Annotated in this window: 11 protein-coding genes; 4 read left to right on the forward strand and 7 right to left on the reverse strand. The window is 76.1% G+C overall.

Features of this window, described 5'->3' with window-relative positions; genetic code table 11:
• Positions 1-34: 34 nt before the first annotated feature.
• On the reverse strand, positions 35-2,515 hold the full coding sequence (locus OF117_RS19610) for a serine/threonine protein kinase (RefSeq protein ID WP_263554533.1): 2,481 nt from the start codon (positions 2,513-2,515) through the stop codon (positions 35-37).
• A 133-nt stretch (positions 2,516-2,648) separates the two neighbouring features.
• Positions 2,649-4,943, reverse strand: a complete 2,295-nt coding sequence (locus OF117_RS19615; RefSeq protein WP_263554534.1) for an ATP-binding cassette domain-containing protein — start codon at positions 4,941-4,943, stop codon at positions 2,649-2,651.
• A 386-nt stretch (positions 4,944-5,329) separates the two neighbouring features.
• Between OF117_RS19615 and OF117_RS19620 the strand changes: the two genes are divergently transcribed.
• Complete coding sequence (locus OF117_RS19620) at positions 5,330-6,175, forward strand: neutral zinc metallopeptidase (RefSeq protein WP_263554535.1); 846 nt, start codon at positions 5,330-5,332, stop codon at positions 6,173-6,175.
• A gap of 129 nt (positions 6,176-6,304) precedes the next feature.
• Positions 6,305-6,637 carry a hypothetical protein gene (locus OF117_RS19625; protein WP_263554536.1) on the forward strand — a complete coding sequence of 111 codons (333 nt, stop codon included), beginning with the start codon at positions 6,305-6,307 and terminating at the stop codon, positions 6,635-6,637.
• A gap of 18 nt (positions 6,638-6,655) precedes the next feature.
• On the opposite strand, the gene rdgB is transcribed toward OF117_RS19625, so the two are convergent.
• Together rdgB and rph are read right to left on the reverse strand one after the other, a co-directional pair.
• On the reverse strand, positions 6,656-7,279 hold the full coding sequence (gene rdgB / locus OF117_RS19630) for an RdgB/HAM1 family non-canonical purine NTP pyrophosphatase (RefSeq protein WP_263554537.1): 624 nt from the start codon (positions 7,277-7,279) through the stop codon (positions 6,656-6,658).
• Positions 7,276-7,998, reverse strand: a complete 723-nt coding sequence (rph, locus tag OF117_RS19635; protein WP_263554538.1) for a ribonuclease PH — start codon at positions 7,996-7,998, stop codon at positions 7,276-7,278. Before rph ends, rdgB begins: the two co-directional genes overlap by 4 nt.
• Before the next feature lie 74 nt (positions 7,999-8,072).
• On the opposite strand from rph, the gene OF117_RS19640 reads away from it, so the two are divergent.
• Positions 8,073-8,477: a YjbQ family protein gene (locus OF117_RS19640; RefSeq protein ID WP_263554539.1), complete on the forward strand. Its 405-nt coding sequence runs from the start codon at positions 8,073-8,075 to the stop codon at positions 8,475-8,477.
• Positions 8,478-8,596: 119 nt separating this feature from the next.
• Positions 8,597-9,094 carry a thioredoxin-dependent thiol peroxidase gene (gene bcp / locus OF117_RS19645; RefSeq protein WP_263554540.1) on the forward strand — a complete coding sequence of 166 codons (498 nt, stop codon included), beginning with the start codon at positions 8,597-8,599 and terminating at the stop codon, positions 9,092-9,094.
• Positions 9,095-9,113: 19 nt separating this feature from the next.
• Here bcp and nhaA read toward each other — a convergent pair whose 3' ends face one another.
• The 3 genes from nhaA to OF117_RS19660 form a co-directional block, all read right to left on the reverse strand.
• Positions 9,114-11,777 carry a Na+/H+ antiporter NhaA gene (nhaA, locus tag OF117_RS19650; RefSeq protein ID WP_263554541.1) on the reverse strand — a complete coding sequence of 888 codons (2,664 nt, stop codon included), beginning with the start codon at positions 11,775-11,777 and terminating at the stop codon, positions 9,114-9,116.
• Between the two features lie 183 nt (positions 11,778-11,960).
• Positions 11,961-12,446 (reverse strand): DUF4262 domain-containing protein, encoded by a 486-nt coding sequence (locus OF117_RS19655; RefSeq protein WP_263554542.1) that lies wholly within the window; start codon positions 12,444-12,446, stop codon positions 11,961-11,963.
• 133 nt (positions 12,447-12,579) lie between these two features.
• The gene (locus OF117_RS19660; protein ID WP_263554543.1) at positions 12,580-13,542 is read right to left on the reverse strand and encodes a DNA polymerase domain-containing protein; all 963 of its coding nucleotides are present in this window, start codon (positions 13,540-13,542) and stop codon (positions 12,580-12,582) included.
• Positions 13,543-13,544: the final 2 nt, after the last annotated feature.

Raw genomic sequence — 13,544 nt, forward strand, 5'->3', positions numbered from 1 at the left:
GAGCGGGTCGCGGCCGATCCCGCTCCCGGCCCGGTCAGGGAGCCGGGCTGCACGACTCCGTCTGCGGTCCGGGGCAGGCGTGGGACGGCGTGGCCGTCGCCGGCTGCTGGTCGGTCGCCGGCTGCTGGTCGGTCGGCTGCCCGTCGGTCGGCTGCTCGCCCACCGGTGGCTGCGGCTCGACGGGTGGCTGCGGCTCGACGGGTGGCTGCGGCTCGGACGAAGGGTTCGAGTCCGACGTCCGGCCCGGATCCGAGGTGGGGCCCGGGTCGACCGGCGCACCCGGATCCGAGGACGGAACCGATCCCGGGGAACCCGTTTCCGGCGACCCGCTCGACCCCGACTCCGGGGATCGCCCCGGGTCCGAGGAGGACGACGGGTCCGGGGTCGAGCCCGAACCCGACGTCGGGCCCGAGTCGGGCGTCCCTCCCGGCGCCGACGATCCGCTGGACCCCGACGTCGACGATCCGCTGGACCCCGACGTCGACGATCCGCTCGACCCGCCGTCCGACGTCCGGCCGGGCGGCGGCGTCGTGGGGTCGTCGGGGTCGGTGCCCGTAGCACGCTGCGACGGCTCGTCGTCCGGCTCGTCGTCGAACGCGGGGTCGAACGGGACCACCGCGGCGGTCTGGCGGGCCGCCTCGACCACCTCGGGGGGAGCGGGACGGTCCTCCCCACCGTCGGTGCCCCGCGGCCGTTCGAGGACGACGGTGAGGTTGTGCTGCACGTCGACGACGACGAAGTTCTGCACGATGACGGGTGCCGGGCGCACCACCGCCACCGGTTTCGTCGCCAACGCCGGCCAGGGCTGCCCGACGTAGCGGACCGCGGGTCGGGCGGCGGGTGCGTCGAGCGGGTTGCCGCAGGAGCACCGCACCCGCGGTGTACCGCGGTCGTCGACGAGCACCGCGGTCCCGGCCTGCAGGACCGACTGGTACGCCTGTGCCCGGCCGCCCCGGAAGCCGTGGTTGGTGACCGCCGTGTCGGCGCGGAGGACGACCGGCGTGAGACCCGTCACGAAGGGGCGGATCTCGTCCCGCGGGATGCCCTGGGCGCGCGCCCAGGCCGCGCCCCGGTCCGGGTGCTGCTCGAGGAACGTGGCCAGGCCCTCCTGGTCGCACGCCTCGGCGCCCGATCCGCCGTACAGGCCCGCGGAGTCGCCGGACACCGGGCGCTCCGACTCGGCTCCTCCGGCTACCGGTGGACCGGCCGCCGATCCGCCGGCCGCCGGGGACGTGCCCGCGGACGGCGACGGTGTGGCGGGCGTGGCAGCGTCGGCCGGTGGCGGCACGAACGGATCGGCACCGGGCGAGCCCGCCGGCTCGGCCGTGACCGGGACCGGTTCGACGGAGCCGAGCAGATTCGCCCCGAGGGCCATGGCGCCCGCGGCGACCAGCAGCGCGGCCGCGACGAGCAGCGCACGCGTCCGGCGCCGCCGCCGGTGGCGGGGACGCGGGGACGAGTCGGGGCCGAGCAGCCACGGCGTCCCGGCGCGTGGGGGCCGGGGCGGCAGGTCGACCGACTGCGTGACCGGGACGGGACCGCCCGCCGCTCCCGGGGCGACGCCGGTGACCGGGGCGACGCCGGTGACCGGGGCGATGCCGGTGACCGGGGCGACCCCGGTGACCGGGGCGACGCCGGTGACCGGGGCGACGCCCGTCACCGCGCCGGTCCCCGGCGCCCAGCCCGACCGGCCGGACAGCGCCGCGGCGGCGGCGAGGGCCATCTCCCCCGCGCTCCCGTACCGGGCACGCGGGTCCTTGGCCATCCCGCGCACGACGACGTCGTCCAGGGTCGGCGGTACCGACGGCACGAGCAGGGACGGCCGGGGCGGCTCGACGGTGAGGTGGGCGTACATCATCGCGGGCAGCTCGTCCGCCCGGAACGGCGGCTGCCCCGTCAGCGCCTCGTGCAGCAGGCAGGCGAGGGAGTACACGTCCACCCGGTGGTCGGTGGGCCCACCGGTGAGCCGCTCGGGCGCGATGTAGTCCATCGTCCCGACCGTCGTCCCGGTGGTGGTGAAGGACCCGGTGCCGCCGACGGCCGCGGCCACGCCGAAGTCCGCGAGGTAGCAGTGCAGGCCGGTCCCGTCGCTGCTCAGCAGGACGTTCGACGGCTTGACGTCGCGGTGGAGGAGGCCGGCGGCATGGGCGGCGTCGAGCGCCGCGGCGACCTGGGTGACGACGTCGACGGCGCGGTCGGCCGGCAGCGGGCCCCGCTCCGCCAGGACCTTCTCGAGGTCGTCGCCCTGGATCAGCCGCATGTCGAGGTAGAGCCGGCCGTTGATCTCCCCGAAGTCGTGGATCGGGATGACGTGGGCCTCGGTCAGCTGCGCCGCCCGCTGGCACTCGCCCAGGAAGCGAGCGCGGAACCGGTCGTCGGCGGCGAACTCGGGCCGCAGCCGTTTCAGGGCGACCGCGCGCCGCCGCACGGTGTCGTAGGCGCGGTGGACCTCGCCCATGCCGCCACGACCGATGAGCTCGTGGACCTGGTAGGGGCCGAACGACTCGGGAGCCATGATCATCCTTCGACGGCGGAGGCCGGGCAGGGAGCTCCGCGGTCGGGTGGGTGGCGGGCACCGTGCCGGCACGGTGCCGCCGTCCGGCACGCGGCTGCCGGTGCCGCCGCCCGTGGGCCGCGACCGGAACGCGTCACCGCCTGCTCCGGCGACGCAGCGGCTCGTCCCGCCGCAACCCGAGGTGGACGGCCAGCAGCATCACCACGACGAGACCGGTCAGCACGAGGACGTCGGCGAGCCAGGTGGTCGCGCTGGGCCGCCACAGCGGGTCGTCGACCGGTGGGGTGAGCGTCCCGCCCAGCTCCATCGACACCGAGCCCATGGCGTACGCCCAGCGCGCGGGCACCGCCCACGACAGCTGGTCGAGCCCCGCGCGGCCGTCGAGCACGAACAGCCCGCCGGACAGCACCAGCTGCAGCATGACCACCATGACCAGCAGCGGCATGCCGCGGTCGGCGTTGCTGATCAGCGAGGAGATGACCAGGCCGAGCACCATCGAGGCGACCGTGACGGCGGCCACCACCAGCCCGATCTCCACCTCGCCCCAGGGCAGCAGGACCGGGTCGCGCGGGCCGGGCCTGCCGAGCATCGAGAGGGCGGCGAAGACTGCCACCTGGAGGAAGGTGACCACGGCGAGCACCAGCACCTTGGCCGCCAGGTACGCCCCACCGGACAGGCCGATCGCCCGCTCCCGCTGGAAGATGGACCGCTCCTTGACCAGCTCCCGGATCGAGCTGGCCGTGCCCATGAGCGCGCCGCCGAGCACCAGGACGAGCAGGAGCTGCGCCGGCCTCGGGTCCCCGACCTCCGCGGTCAGCCCCCGCGGGCTCGGTGTCGCGTGCGCCAGGCCGCTGAGCACGACGGGCAGGAAGGCGAGGAACGCCAGGTAGGTCCGGTCGGCCAGCAGCACGTCGAGGGTCCGCCGGGCGACCACGCCGAACTGCACCAGGCCGGCGCCGCTGCGCACCGGGCCGGCCGGCCAGGACCGGTCCCGCGAGCGGCCCGGGAGCGGGGACACCAGCCCGGCGCGGGGGCGGCTGCGCCAGTCGACGAGGGGGTCGTCCTCCAGCCGCAGGAACACGTCGGCGAAGGTCGCCACGCCGAAGTACCCGAGCGCCTCGCCGGGCGGCCCGTCGTAGGCGACCCGACCGCCCCGGGCGAGGATGACGAGCCGATCGCACGCGTCCAGGTTGAGGACGCTGTGGGTGACGACGACGACGGTCTGCCCCCGGTCCGCGAGCCCGCGCAGCGTCCGCATGACCTGCTTGTCCAGGCCGGGATCCAGCCCCGAGGTCGGTTCGTCGAGGAACAGCAGGGACGGCCTGGTGAGCAGCTCGAGCGCCACGCTGGTCCGCTTGCGCTGCCCGCCGGACAGGCTGCTGATCCGCTGGGAGGCCTGGTCCGCCAGCCCGAGCTCGCCGAGCACCTCGGCGATGCGCCGCTCGCGGTCCTCCCGCGGGACGTCGGTGGAGAAGCGCAGGCGCGCCGCGTGGGACAGCGCGCGGGACACGGTGAGCTGCGGGTGCAGGATGTCGTCCTGCGGCACGACGCCGATGCGGTGGCGCAGCTCGTCGTAGTCGCCGTACAGGTCGCGCCCGCCGTAGCGGACGACGCCGTCGTCCGCCGGCCGGGTGCCGGCCAGTGCGGCCAGCAGCGTGGACTTGCCCGCACCGCTCGGGCCGAGGACGGCGACGAGGCTGCTGCCGGGGATGCGCAGGTCGACGCCGTCGAGCAGCCGCCTGCCCTGCCGGGTGACGACCAGGCCCTCGGCCTCGATGTCGACGTCCCCCTGGTCGCGGTACTCCAGCAACCGGTCCCCGCGCAGCTGCAGCAGGGCGGGGCCGACGCCGATCACGTCGCCCTCGGCGACGTCCCCGCTGTCGACGCGACGTCCGTTGAGGTGCGTGCCGTTCGTGCTGCCCAGATCGCGCAGGTGCCAGCCGCGCGGTGTCCGCTCCACGACGGCGTGGTGCCGCGAGACCAGCAGGTCGTCGACGACGACGTCGTTGCCGGCCAGGCGCCCGATGCTGATCTGCGAGCCGGAGACGGAGTGCTGGCCGGTCCTCCGGGCGTGCGTGGGCGACGCCCCGCCCGGGCCGCTCGCGCCGGCGATCGGCGTGAGCGTCATCCGGACGCCGTGCACCGGGTGCCCGAGCTCGACCGAGGTGGGCGTGGTGACGAGGACCTGCGCCGACCGCTGCCCGTCGATGAACACGCCGTTGCGGCTGTGGTCGGTGAGCAGCCACCCCCCGGCGGCCGGCCCGACGGAGGCGTGGCGGCGGGACACCAGCCCGTGGTCGACGTGGACCTCGGCGTCGACGTCCCGACCGATGGTGAGCGACCCGCCCGGCGGGACCACCCAGGATCGGCCGCCGAGACGCACCACGAGGGGCACGGACGCGTCGCGCGCCATCGTCCCCTGGTCCATGCCGGCTCCCGTGTCCGTCCCCGCTGGCAGTCACCGGACGGCCCGCCGCCGTGCCACGGGCGACGGGTCCGGGAGCGGGCCCGTGTGCCTCCCCGTGGCACCGCACGCCCCGACATGCCCGACCGAAGGCGGGAGCATCGTCGCTCCGGTGCCGCGGGTCGATGGCCCCGTGCGCCGGATCGCTGGAACGCCCGGTGCGTCCCTACACCCGGTGACCGGAACGCGCACGTTCCGGAGTGCCGGGCGCTCCCTCCCCCACCCGGGGAGGCGCGTACCCCGCCGGAGGGTGGGGCGGATCCACCCCTGGGGTGCCTGGATGCGGCCGGTCGCGCGACCCGACGCTCCCCGGGTCGGTGCTCGACCGACCCGAGGAGAGGACGAACACGATGCAGTCCCCCACGCACCCCGGCCTCCGGGCCGTGCTCGTGACCGCCGCCGTCGCCGCAGGCCTGACCGTCCTGCCCGGCACGGCCGCCCCGGCTGCCGCCGCGACCGCGGACCCGGCGACCGCGGACCCGGCGGCCGCGGACCCGGCGACCGCGGACCTGGCGACCGCGGACCCGGCGGCCACGGCCGGCACCGCCCGGGATGCCACCGCCGCCAGCGCCGCGCGGGCGGGGTCGATGTGGGACTTCCTGCAGACGCAGCTGCTCGACGTGCACGAGTACTGGTCGCGGTTCCAGGGCGCAGCGGGCGGCCCGGCGACCTCCGTGGACTACGTCTTCCCCGTGCCGGGCGAGGTCTTCCCGACCAGCTGCGGCCCCTCGGACGACAACTCGATGTTCTACTGCCCGGCGGACGACCTCGTCGTCTTCTCCCAGGACGTCGCCATCCGGCTGTGGAACGGGGAGTACCAGGTGAACCCCGACGACCACGCGGGCAAGGTCGCCGGCGACTTCGCCGTGGCCCTGATGGTCGCGCACGAGTACGCGCACAACGTCCAGTGGGAGATCGGCCTCGGGACCGATCCCGCGGAGTTCCCGCTCATCGCCCTCGAGCTGCACGCCGACTGCTGGGCCGGCGTGTGGATGAACGACAGCTATTACGCCGGCCAGCTGCAGGGCACGGACGTCGAGGAGGCCGTCGCCACGATGGAGCGGCTCGGCGACTACGAAGTCGGGAACCCGACGACCCACGGCACACCGGCGCAGCGGGCCGCCGCGTTCCTCCACGGTTACGACTCCGGGGAACCGGTCGCCTGCGACGCCGTCCTGACCCACTCCTGGCTGTAGTCCTCGTCCCCCCGGCGGTGGCTCCCCCGGTTCCGCGGGGCTCCCGCCGTCCCTTCCCCGCCTCACCCCCGGGGGTGGAACCCGGGGACCGGGGTCGGGAACCGGTGTGGACCTGTCGATGCCCCTGGGGTGACGACGCCATCCCCGCCGGGCCGCGCGCTGCCGGAGGTGCTGCTCCGGGTCGCCGCCGTCCTCCGGCTGCCCGTGGACCGCGACGCCGTCCCGGTCGACCCGGCACCCGTGCCGCCCGGCTGGGAGCGGCAGGACTTCGACGCCGACCGCGACCGCGACCTCGACCCGCTCGAGTGGCTGGGCTTCCGGCCCGCGCCGCGCCTCGACCGGCCGCGGCTGTCCTGGTCCCGCCCGGCACGCTGGCCGGCCGGGGAACCGGCGGAGGCGCCCGGGGAGCCGGCCGACCCGCCGGCCGGCGAGCGCCCCGGTGGGCCGGCCGTTCCAGGATGAGGCGTCGTCGGGTGGTGCTCAGCCGGCCGCGAGCGTCGCGGCGACCACCGGGACGAGCGCCGCGAAGGCCTGGCCGCGGTGACTGCGCGCGTCCTTCTCCGCGGGGTCCAGCTCGGCCGACGTGACGGTCAGCCCCTCGGGCACGAACACCGGGTCGTAGCCGAACCCGTTGGATCCGCGCTTCTCGCGGATGACCCGGCCGCGCCAGGCCCGCTCGACGACCTGCTCGACCCCGCCGGGGGTGACCAGGGCGGCCGCGCAGACGAAGGCCGCGCCCCGCCGCTCGTCGGGCACGTCGGCGAGCTGGCCGAGCAGCAGCGCGGTGTTGGCGTCGTCGTCCCCGTGCCGCCCCGACCAGCGGGCCGACAGCACGCCCGGCATGCCGTTGAGCGCGTCGACGGCGATCCCCGAGTCGTCGGCCACCGCCGGCAGGCCGGTGGCCCGCGCCCCGTCGCGGGCCTTGAGCAACGCGTTCTCGGCGAAGGTCGCACCGGTCTCCGGCGTCTCGGGGAACGGCTCGACCGCGTCGAGCCCCACCACCTGCACGCCGGGGACGGCGCCGTCGAGCAGCCGCTGCAGCTCGGCCAGCTTGCCGCGGTTGCGCGTGGCCAGCAGCAACCGGACCGGTGCCGCGCTGCTCATCGGGCCAGCGCCTCCTGCTGGCGGCGGGTGAGGTCCGCGCACCCGGCGACGGCGAGGTCGAGCAGGGCGTCCAGGGTCGGGCGGTCGAACACGGCGGCCTCCGCGGTGCCCTGGACCTCGACGAACCCGCCCTCGCCGGTGCAGACGACGTTCATGTCGCTGTGCGCCCGCACGTCCTCCTCGTAGGCCAGGTCGAGGCGCGGCTCGCCGTCGATGACGCCGACGCTCACCGCGGCGACCGACTGCACCAGCGCCGTGGGCCGGGCCAGCTTCTTCCGCTCGCCGAGCCACGCGACGGCGTCGGCCAGCGCCACGTAGGCGCCGGTGATGGCCGCCGTCCGGGTGCCGCCGTCGGCCTGCAGCACGTCGCAGTCGATGGCGACGCTGTTCTCCCCGAGCGCCGCCAGGTCGATCGAGGCGCGCAGCGAGCGGCCGATGAGCCGGCTGATCTCGTGCGTGCGTCCGCCGATGCGGCCCCGGACCGACTCGCGGTCGCTGCGCGTGTGCGTGGCGCGGGGCAGCATGGCGTACTCCGCGGTGACCCAGCCCAGGCCCGAGCCCTTGCGCCACCGCGGGACGCCGTCGGTCACGCTGGCCGCGCAGAGCACGCGCGTACGGCCGAATTCGACGAGCACCGAGCCCTCGGCGTGGTCGAGCCAGTGGCGGGTGATGGTCACGGGGCGCAGTTCGTCGGCGGCGCGGCCGTCGGGTCGGGTCACGGGCATCGAGGCTATCCGCGGTGCAGGTGCCCGCTGGAGTGCGACCCCGGTGCGGCCCGGCGAGGATCGCGGGCATGCGATCGGAACTCCGAGCCGTCCGCACCGGCGGCGCGCCGGCGGTGGTGGACCTGACCGACGAGTGCGCCGAGTTCGTCCGCTCCGACGGCGACGGCCTGCTGCAGGTGTTCGTGCCGCACGCGACCGCGGGCATCGCCATCCTGGAGACGGGGTCGGGGAGCGACGACGACCTGCTGGCCCGGCTCGACGAGCTGCTGCCCCGCGACGACCGCTGGCGGCACCGGCACGGCAGTCCCGGGCACGGCCGCGACCACGTGGTGCCCGCGTTCCTGCCGCCGCACGCCAGCGTCCCGGTGCTCGAGGGCCGCCTCATGCTCGGCACCTGGCAGCGCATCTGCCTGGTGGACACCAACGCGGACAACCCGCAGCGGCAGGTGCGCCTGTCGTTCCTGCCCGGGTGAGGGACCCTGGGCGGGTGACGGGCGGGCCTGGGCCGGTGACGGGGCGGGCCCGGCCGGGTGACCGCCGGCGCGGCGCACCCCCCGCGCACCGGACGGACGCGCACGGCAGGATGCCGGGTATGAGCGAGACCGACAGCGGGACGACGGCCGCCGTCCGCCTCTCCCCCGGCGACCCGGCCCCGGATTTCACCCTGCCCGACGCCGACGGCAACGCGGTCTCCCTCGCCGACCACCGCGGACGCCGGGTGATCGTCTACTGCTACCCCGCCGCGCTGACCCCCGGCTGCACCACGCAGGCGGTCGACTTCACCTCCGCCGCCGGGGAGCTCGCCGAGGCGGGGCTGGACATCATCGGCATCTCGCCGGACCCGCCGGAGAAGCTGCTGCGCTTCCGCGAGCAGGAGGGTCTCGGCATCACGCTGGTCTCCGACGTCGACAAGCAGGTGCTGCAGGCGTACGGCGCCTACGGACCGAAGAAGCTGTACGGCAAGGAGGTCGTCGGCGTGATCCGCTCGACCTTCGTGGTCGACGCCGAGGGCCGCATCGAGCGCGCCGCCTACAACGTCAGGGCGACCGGGCACGTGGCCAAGCTGCGCAAGGACCTCGGCCTGGCCTGACCGTGCCCACCGGCGGTCGTCAGCCCGCGCGGTCGAGCAGCCGGGCCCACTCGTCGTCATCGGGGTTGCGGAGCAGAGTGCCGTCGCGGGCGACCACGACCGGCAGGTCGTCGGCGGTCACGCCGAGGGGGTCGAGCCGGCCGGCCGCGCCGTCGGCCGTGACGTCGACGACGACCGCGTCGAGCCCGCGCGCGGCCGCCGCGGCGCGCAGCCGCTCGGTCTCCGGCGCGTCGGGACGGCCGAGGATGCGCAGGTCGGCGGCCAGCTCGAACAGCAGGGAGCGGCGCACCAGGTAGGCGCGCAGCAGCAGGTCGGCGAAGGACGGGTCGGCTGCCTTGGCGGCGTGCAGCTGGGCGTCGTCGAGCCGCAGCACCTCCGCGTCCTCCACCACCGCCGCGGTGAGCGAGACGACGTCGCGGCTGAAGAGGTCCAGCTCGCCGAGGAAACGGTGGGCGCCGTGCACCGCCACGAGCCGCTGGCCGACCCGGCCGACGTCCTCGACGATCGCCACCCGGCCGGAGAGGACGACGAAGAAGTCGTAGCCGACGTCGCCCTCGCGGAACAGGGTCTCGCCGCGCGCGACCCGGCGCCGCTCGCCGAGGCGCTCCAGCACGCCGAGCTGGGCGTCGTCCAGCCTGGGGAAGGCGCCTCGGTCGTCGGGCGTCTCCGGCAGGCCGGCCGGCAGTTCCTCGGCCGGCGCCGGGGCGCCGCGCCGCGCCGGATCCCGGCGGGCGCCGATCAGGGGCAGCGCTGCGGGCGCGCCCTCGGCGGCCGGGCCGACGGCCAGGTCGACGCCCGGCTCCGCGGAGGCGAGCAGCGTCGCGGTCAGGCTCTGCGCGTCGAACGGCCCGGTGTGCCGCAGCCCGCCGACGAAGAAGGTGGGCGTGCCGGTCACCCCGCTCGCCTCGGCGGAGGTCAGGTCCTCCTGCACCCGCCGGGCGAAGCGGCTCTCGCCCAGGTCACGGGTGAAGCGGGCGAGGTCGAGGCCGACGGCCGCGGCGTGGTCGAGCAGGTCGGCGGGTGCCAGCCGGTCCTGGTGGTGGAAGAGCCGGTCGTGCATCTCCCAGAACCGGCCCTGCGCCGCCGCGGCCTCGGCGGCTTCCGCGGCCAGCCGGGCGTGCGGGTGCACGTCGACCAGGGGGGTGTGCCGGAACACGTAGCGGAGCCGGTCGCCGAGCACCTTCCGCACCTCGTCGACCGAGCCGGTGGCCCGGCCGCAGAACGGGCACTCGAAGTCGCCGTACTCGACCAGGGTGAGCGGTGCGTCCACCGGGCCGCGGATGTGGTCGCGGTCGGGGTCGACGGGCATGTCGAGCCGGGTCGGGCGGCCGCTGCCGTCGTCGCGGTGCCGCCGGTCGGCGATGCGGAACAGCAGCCACCCGAGCAGCGACGCCACCGCCGTCGCGGTGAGGACGCCGACGCGCGCCTGGTCGGCCGTCCGTTCGTCGTCGAAGGCGAGGTCGACGATGAACAGCGAGATGGTGAAGCCGATGCCGCTGAGCGCCGCCCCGCCGGCGACGTGCAGGAGGTGCACGCCGGGTGCCAGCTCGCCCAGCCGGGACCGGACGGCGAGCCAGGTGCCGAGCACGATGCCGAGCAGCTTGCCGACCACCAGGCCGGCGACCACGCCGAGCGTGATCGTCGAGGTCGTCGCCGCCCGCAGCGTCTCCCCGTCGAGCGCCACCCCGGCGTTGGCCAGGGCGAACACCGGGACGATGACCAGGCTGGTCCACGGCTGCCACAGCGCCTGGAGCCGCTCGGTCGCCGAGACCGAGCGGTCGATGCTCAACCGGGCGGCGCGGGCGTACTCGGCATTGGGGGACTGCTCGTAGGCGCGCAGCCGGCGGGCGGCGTCCAGGACCTCCTCGCGGCGCGCGGGGTAGGCGGGCGAGAACAGCGCGATGACGACCCCGGCGATGGTGGGGTGCACCCCGGACTCGTGCATGGCCACCCACACCGCGACGCCGACGACGAGGTAGGCCGGCCCGCGCCACACGGCGAGGTAGCGCAGCCCGACCATCAGCGCGAGCCCGAGCGCGGCCAGGCCGAGCGGGCCGAGGGCCAGGTCGTCGGTGTAGAAGAGCGCGATCACGCCGAGCGCGCCGACGTCGTCGGCGATGGCGAGGGTGAGCAGGAAGAGCCGCAGCTGGGCGGGGCAGGCGGGGCCGACGAGGGCGAGCACGCCCAGCAGGAAGGCGGTGTCCGTGGAGATGACCACCCCCCAGGCGCCCACTGCCGGGGCCCCGAGGTTGAAGCCGACGTACACCAGCGCGGGCACGACCAGCCCGGTGACCGCGGCGATCGCCGGCACGGCGGCCCGCCGGCGGTCGGTGAGCTCCCCCATGACCAGCTCGCGCTTGATCTCGAGCCCGACGACGAAGAAGAAGAACACCATCAGCCCGTCGTTGACCCAGTGCTGCAGGTCGAGGGCCAGCTCCGTCGCGCCCACGCGGACGGCGAACTCGGTGTGCCAGAAGGCGTCGTAGCTGTCGCCGACGGGCGAGTTGGCCCACGCCAGCGCCACGACCGTGGCGATCAGCAGCAGACCGGCGCTGCCCGCCTCGGACCTCAGCCGCCGACCCAGGGGCGCGACCCGCGACAGCAGCCGGGCACCGCCCGGGGTGGACTGCGCTCCGGTCACCGGCAGGCCGGACGGTGCCCTCGCTCCGGTGGTCGTCGTCACCGACGGTCCGGCCCGGGACGGCGGGCCGGGACGGCGCCCCCGTCGCCGGTCGCTCGTCGCCGCTCGCGCGCAGACACCACCGCAGCTCCCCGGGTCGTGCCGACCATGCTGTGGCACGCGCCAGGTCGGGCGCAACGCTCGGCCGGCGCCGCACCGGGGCACCCGCTCGCCGCACCGTGGCGATCAGGCACGCCACGCGCCCGGCCGCGGCTGGCAGTCCGGGCCGCACGGGTAGCCGGCCTCCCACGGGAAGGCGCCCTCCCCGTGCGTCCACGTCAGCTGGAACGCCGGCACCGACACCACGGACGGCCGCTGGTAGAAGCGGTTGGCCGCGAGCACGACGTCCCCGGGGTTGGGGCACTCCTCGACGAAGAGCCGGATCCCCCGGTCGTCGAGGACGAGCAGCTCGCCGGGCACGAGATCCCGCCCGTCGGCGACTCCGCCGGCCACCCGGTCGAGGACGCCGTGCGTGCTGCCGCAGTCGAGGCCGACCACGACCAGCTCGGCGTGACCGAGGCCGAACAGGCCGATCGTGTAGCCGAAGGAGGGTTCGTCGGGCCCGTCGCCCGCACCGACGTACTGCACGGCGAACCGGCTCGTGCGGATCACCTGGGCGAGGTGGGCGTCCTCCTGGTCGAGCCAGGCCTGGATCTGCGGATCGGTCGTCATGGGCGGCAGCGTGCGCCCGACCTCCGACACCGGGCGGACGCCGGACGGCCACCTGTGGACGGGCGCGAGCCCCTGTGGACGGCCGAACCGGTCCGGGAGCGCGGCTCGGGGCGCACCGGTCGGGGCGCACCGGTCAGGGCGGACCGGCCTGCCGCCGCGCCCGGGCCCGTCGCAGCCCGGCGTGCATCGCCGCCACCCGGGCCACCGGTATGCCGTGCCCCTCGGCCACCAGGTCGTCGGGCAGCCGCTGCGGTGCGGGCAGCGCGGCGGCCCACGGATCCCCGTCGCCGAGCCGCTCCCCCGCCGTCCGCACGGTCACGTCGCCGGGTCGGACGTCGGCCAGGTGGTCCCACGCCACCGGGGCCGACACCGGCAAGCCGGGCCGCACCCGCGGGCTGTAGGCCGCAACGAGCGTCGCGCCACCGGCCCGGGTCGAGTCGAGGAAGACCTTCCCCCCGCGCTCGTCCTTGACGTAGGCGGTGGTGGCGACGTCCGCGCCGATCCGCTCGGCCCGTGCCGCCAGCGCGCGCGTGGCCGCCGCGGCGTCCTCGAAGCCGGTGTCCCGGACCGGGACGACGACGTGCACCCCCTTCGCGCCGCTCGTCTTGACCGCGCCGGACAGACCGGCGTCGGCGAGCGCGCGCCGCACCAGGCCGGCGGCGGCGACCACGGAGTCCCAGCCGGCGCCCTCCGGCGGGTCGAGGTCGAGCACGATGCCGTCCGGGCCGTCGTCACCGACCCGCCAGAACGGCACGTGGAACTCCACCGCGCGCTGGTTGCCGAGCCACAGCAGCGTGCGGCGGTCGTCGCACAGCACGTGGTGCACCTCGCGCCTCGACGCCTCCGCCCAGATCGCCGTCGTCCGCACCCAGCCCGGCGCGCCCTTGACCACGTTCTTCTGCATGAAGGGCGCCTGGCCCGGTCGCACCCGGACCACCGACAGCGGCCGGCCGGACAGGCGGGGCACCAGCCGGTCGGCGTGCGCGTCCAGGTGGTCGACCAGCTCGCGCTTGGTCACGCCGAGACCGTCACCCAGCGGGGCGTCGAGCGAGGTCAGCCGGACGCCGTCCCGCTCCTCGTCCACCACGGTCGTCACGC

It is taken from the genome of Geodermatophilus sp. YIM 151500 (assembly GCF_025716945.1).
Taxonomy (GTDB): Bacteria; Actinomycetota; Actinomycetes; order Mycobacteriales; family Geodermatophilaceae; genus YIM-151500.

Bases quoted from the DNA above. Each gene is read 5' to 3' on its own strand.
- OF117_RS19610 (WP_263554533.1), bottom strand. From the start codon at position 2,515: ATGGCTCCCGAGTCGTTCGGCCCCTACCAGGTCCACGAGCTCATCGGT.
- OF117_RS19615 (WP_263554534.1), bottom strand. From the start codon at position 4,943: ATGGACCAGGGGACGATGGCGCGCGACGCGTCCGTGCCCCTCGTGGTG.
- OF117_RS19620 (WP_263554535.1), top strand. From the start codon at position 5,330: ATGCAGTCCCCCACGCACCCCGGCCTCCGGGCCGTGCTCGTGACCGCC.
- rdgB (WP_263554537.1), bottom strand. From the start codon at position 7,279: ATGAGCAGCGCGGCACCGGTCCGGTTGCTGCTGGCCACGCGCAACCGC.
- OF117_RS19640 (WP_263554539.1), top strand. From the start codon at position 8,073: ATGCGATCGGAACTCCGAGCCGTCCGCACCGGCGGCGCGCCGGCGGTG.
- bcp (WP_263554540.1), top strand. From the start codon at position 8,597: ATGAGCGAGACCGACAGCGGGACGACGGCCGCCGTCCGCCTCTCCCCC.
- OF117_RS19655 (WP_263554542.1), bottom strand. From the start codon at position 12,446: ATGACGACCGATCCGCAGATCCAGGCCTGGCTCGACCAGGAGGACGCC.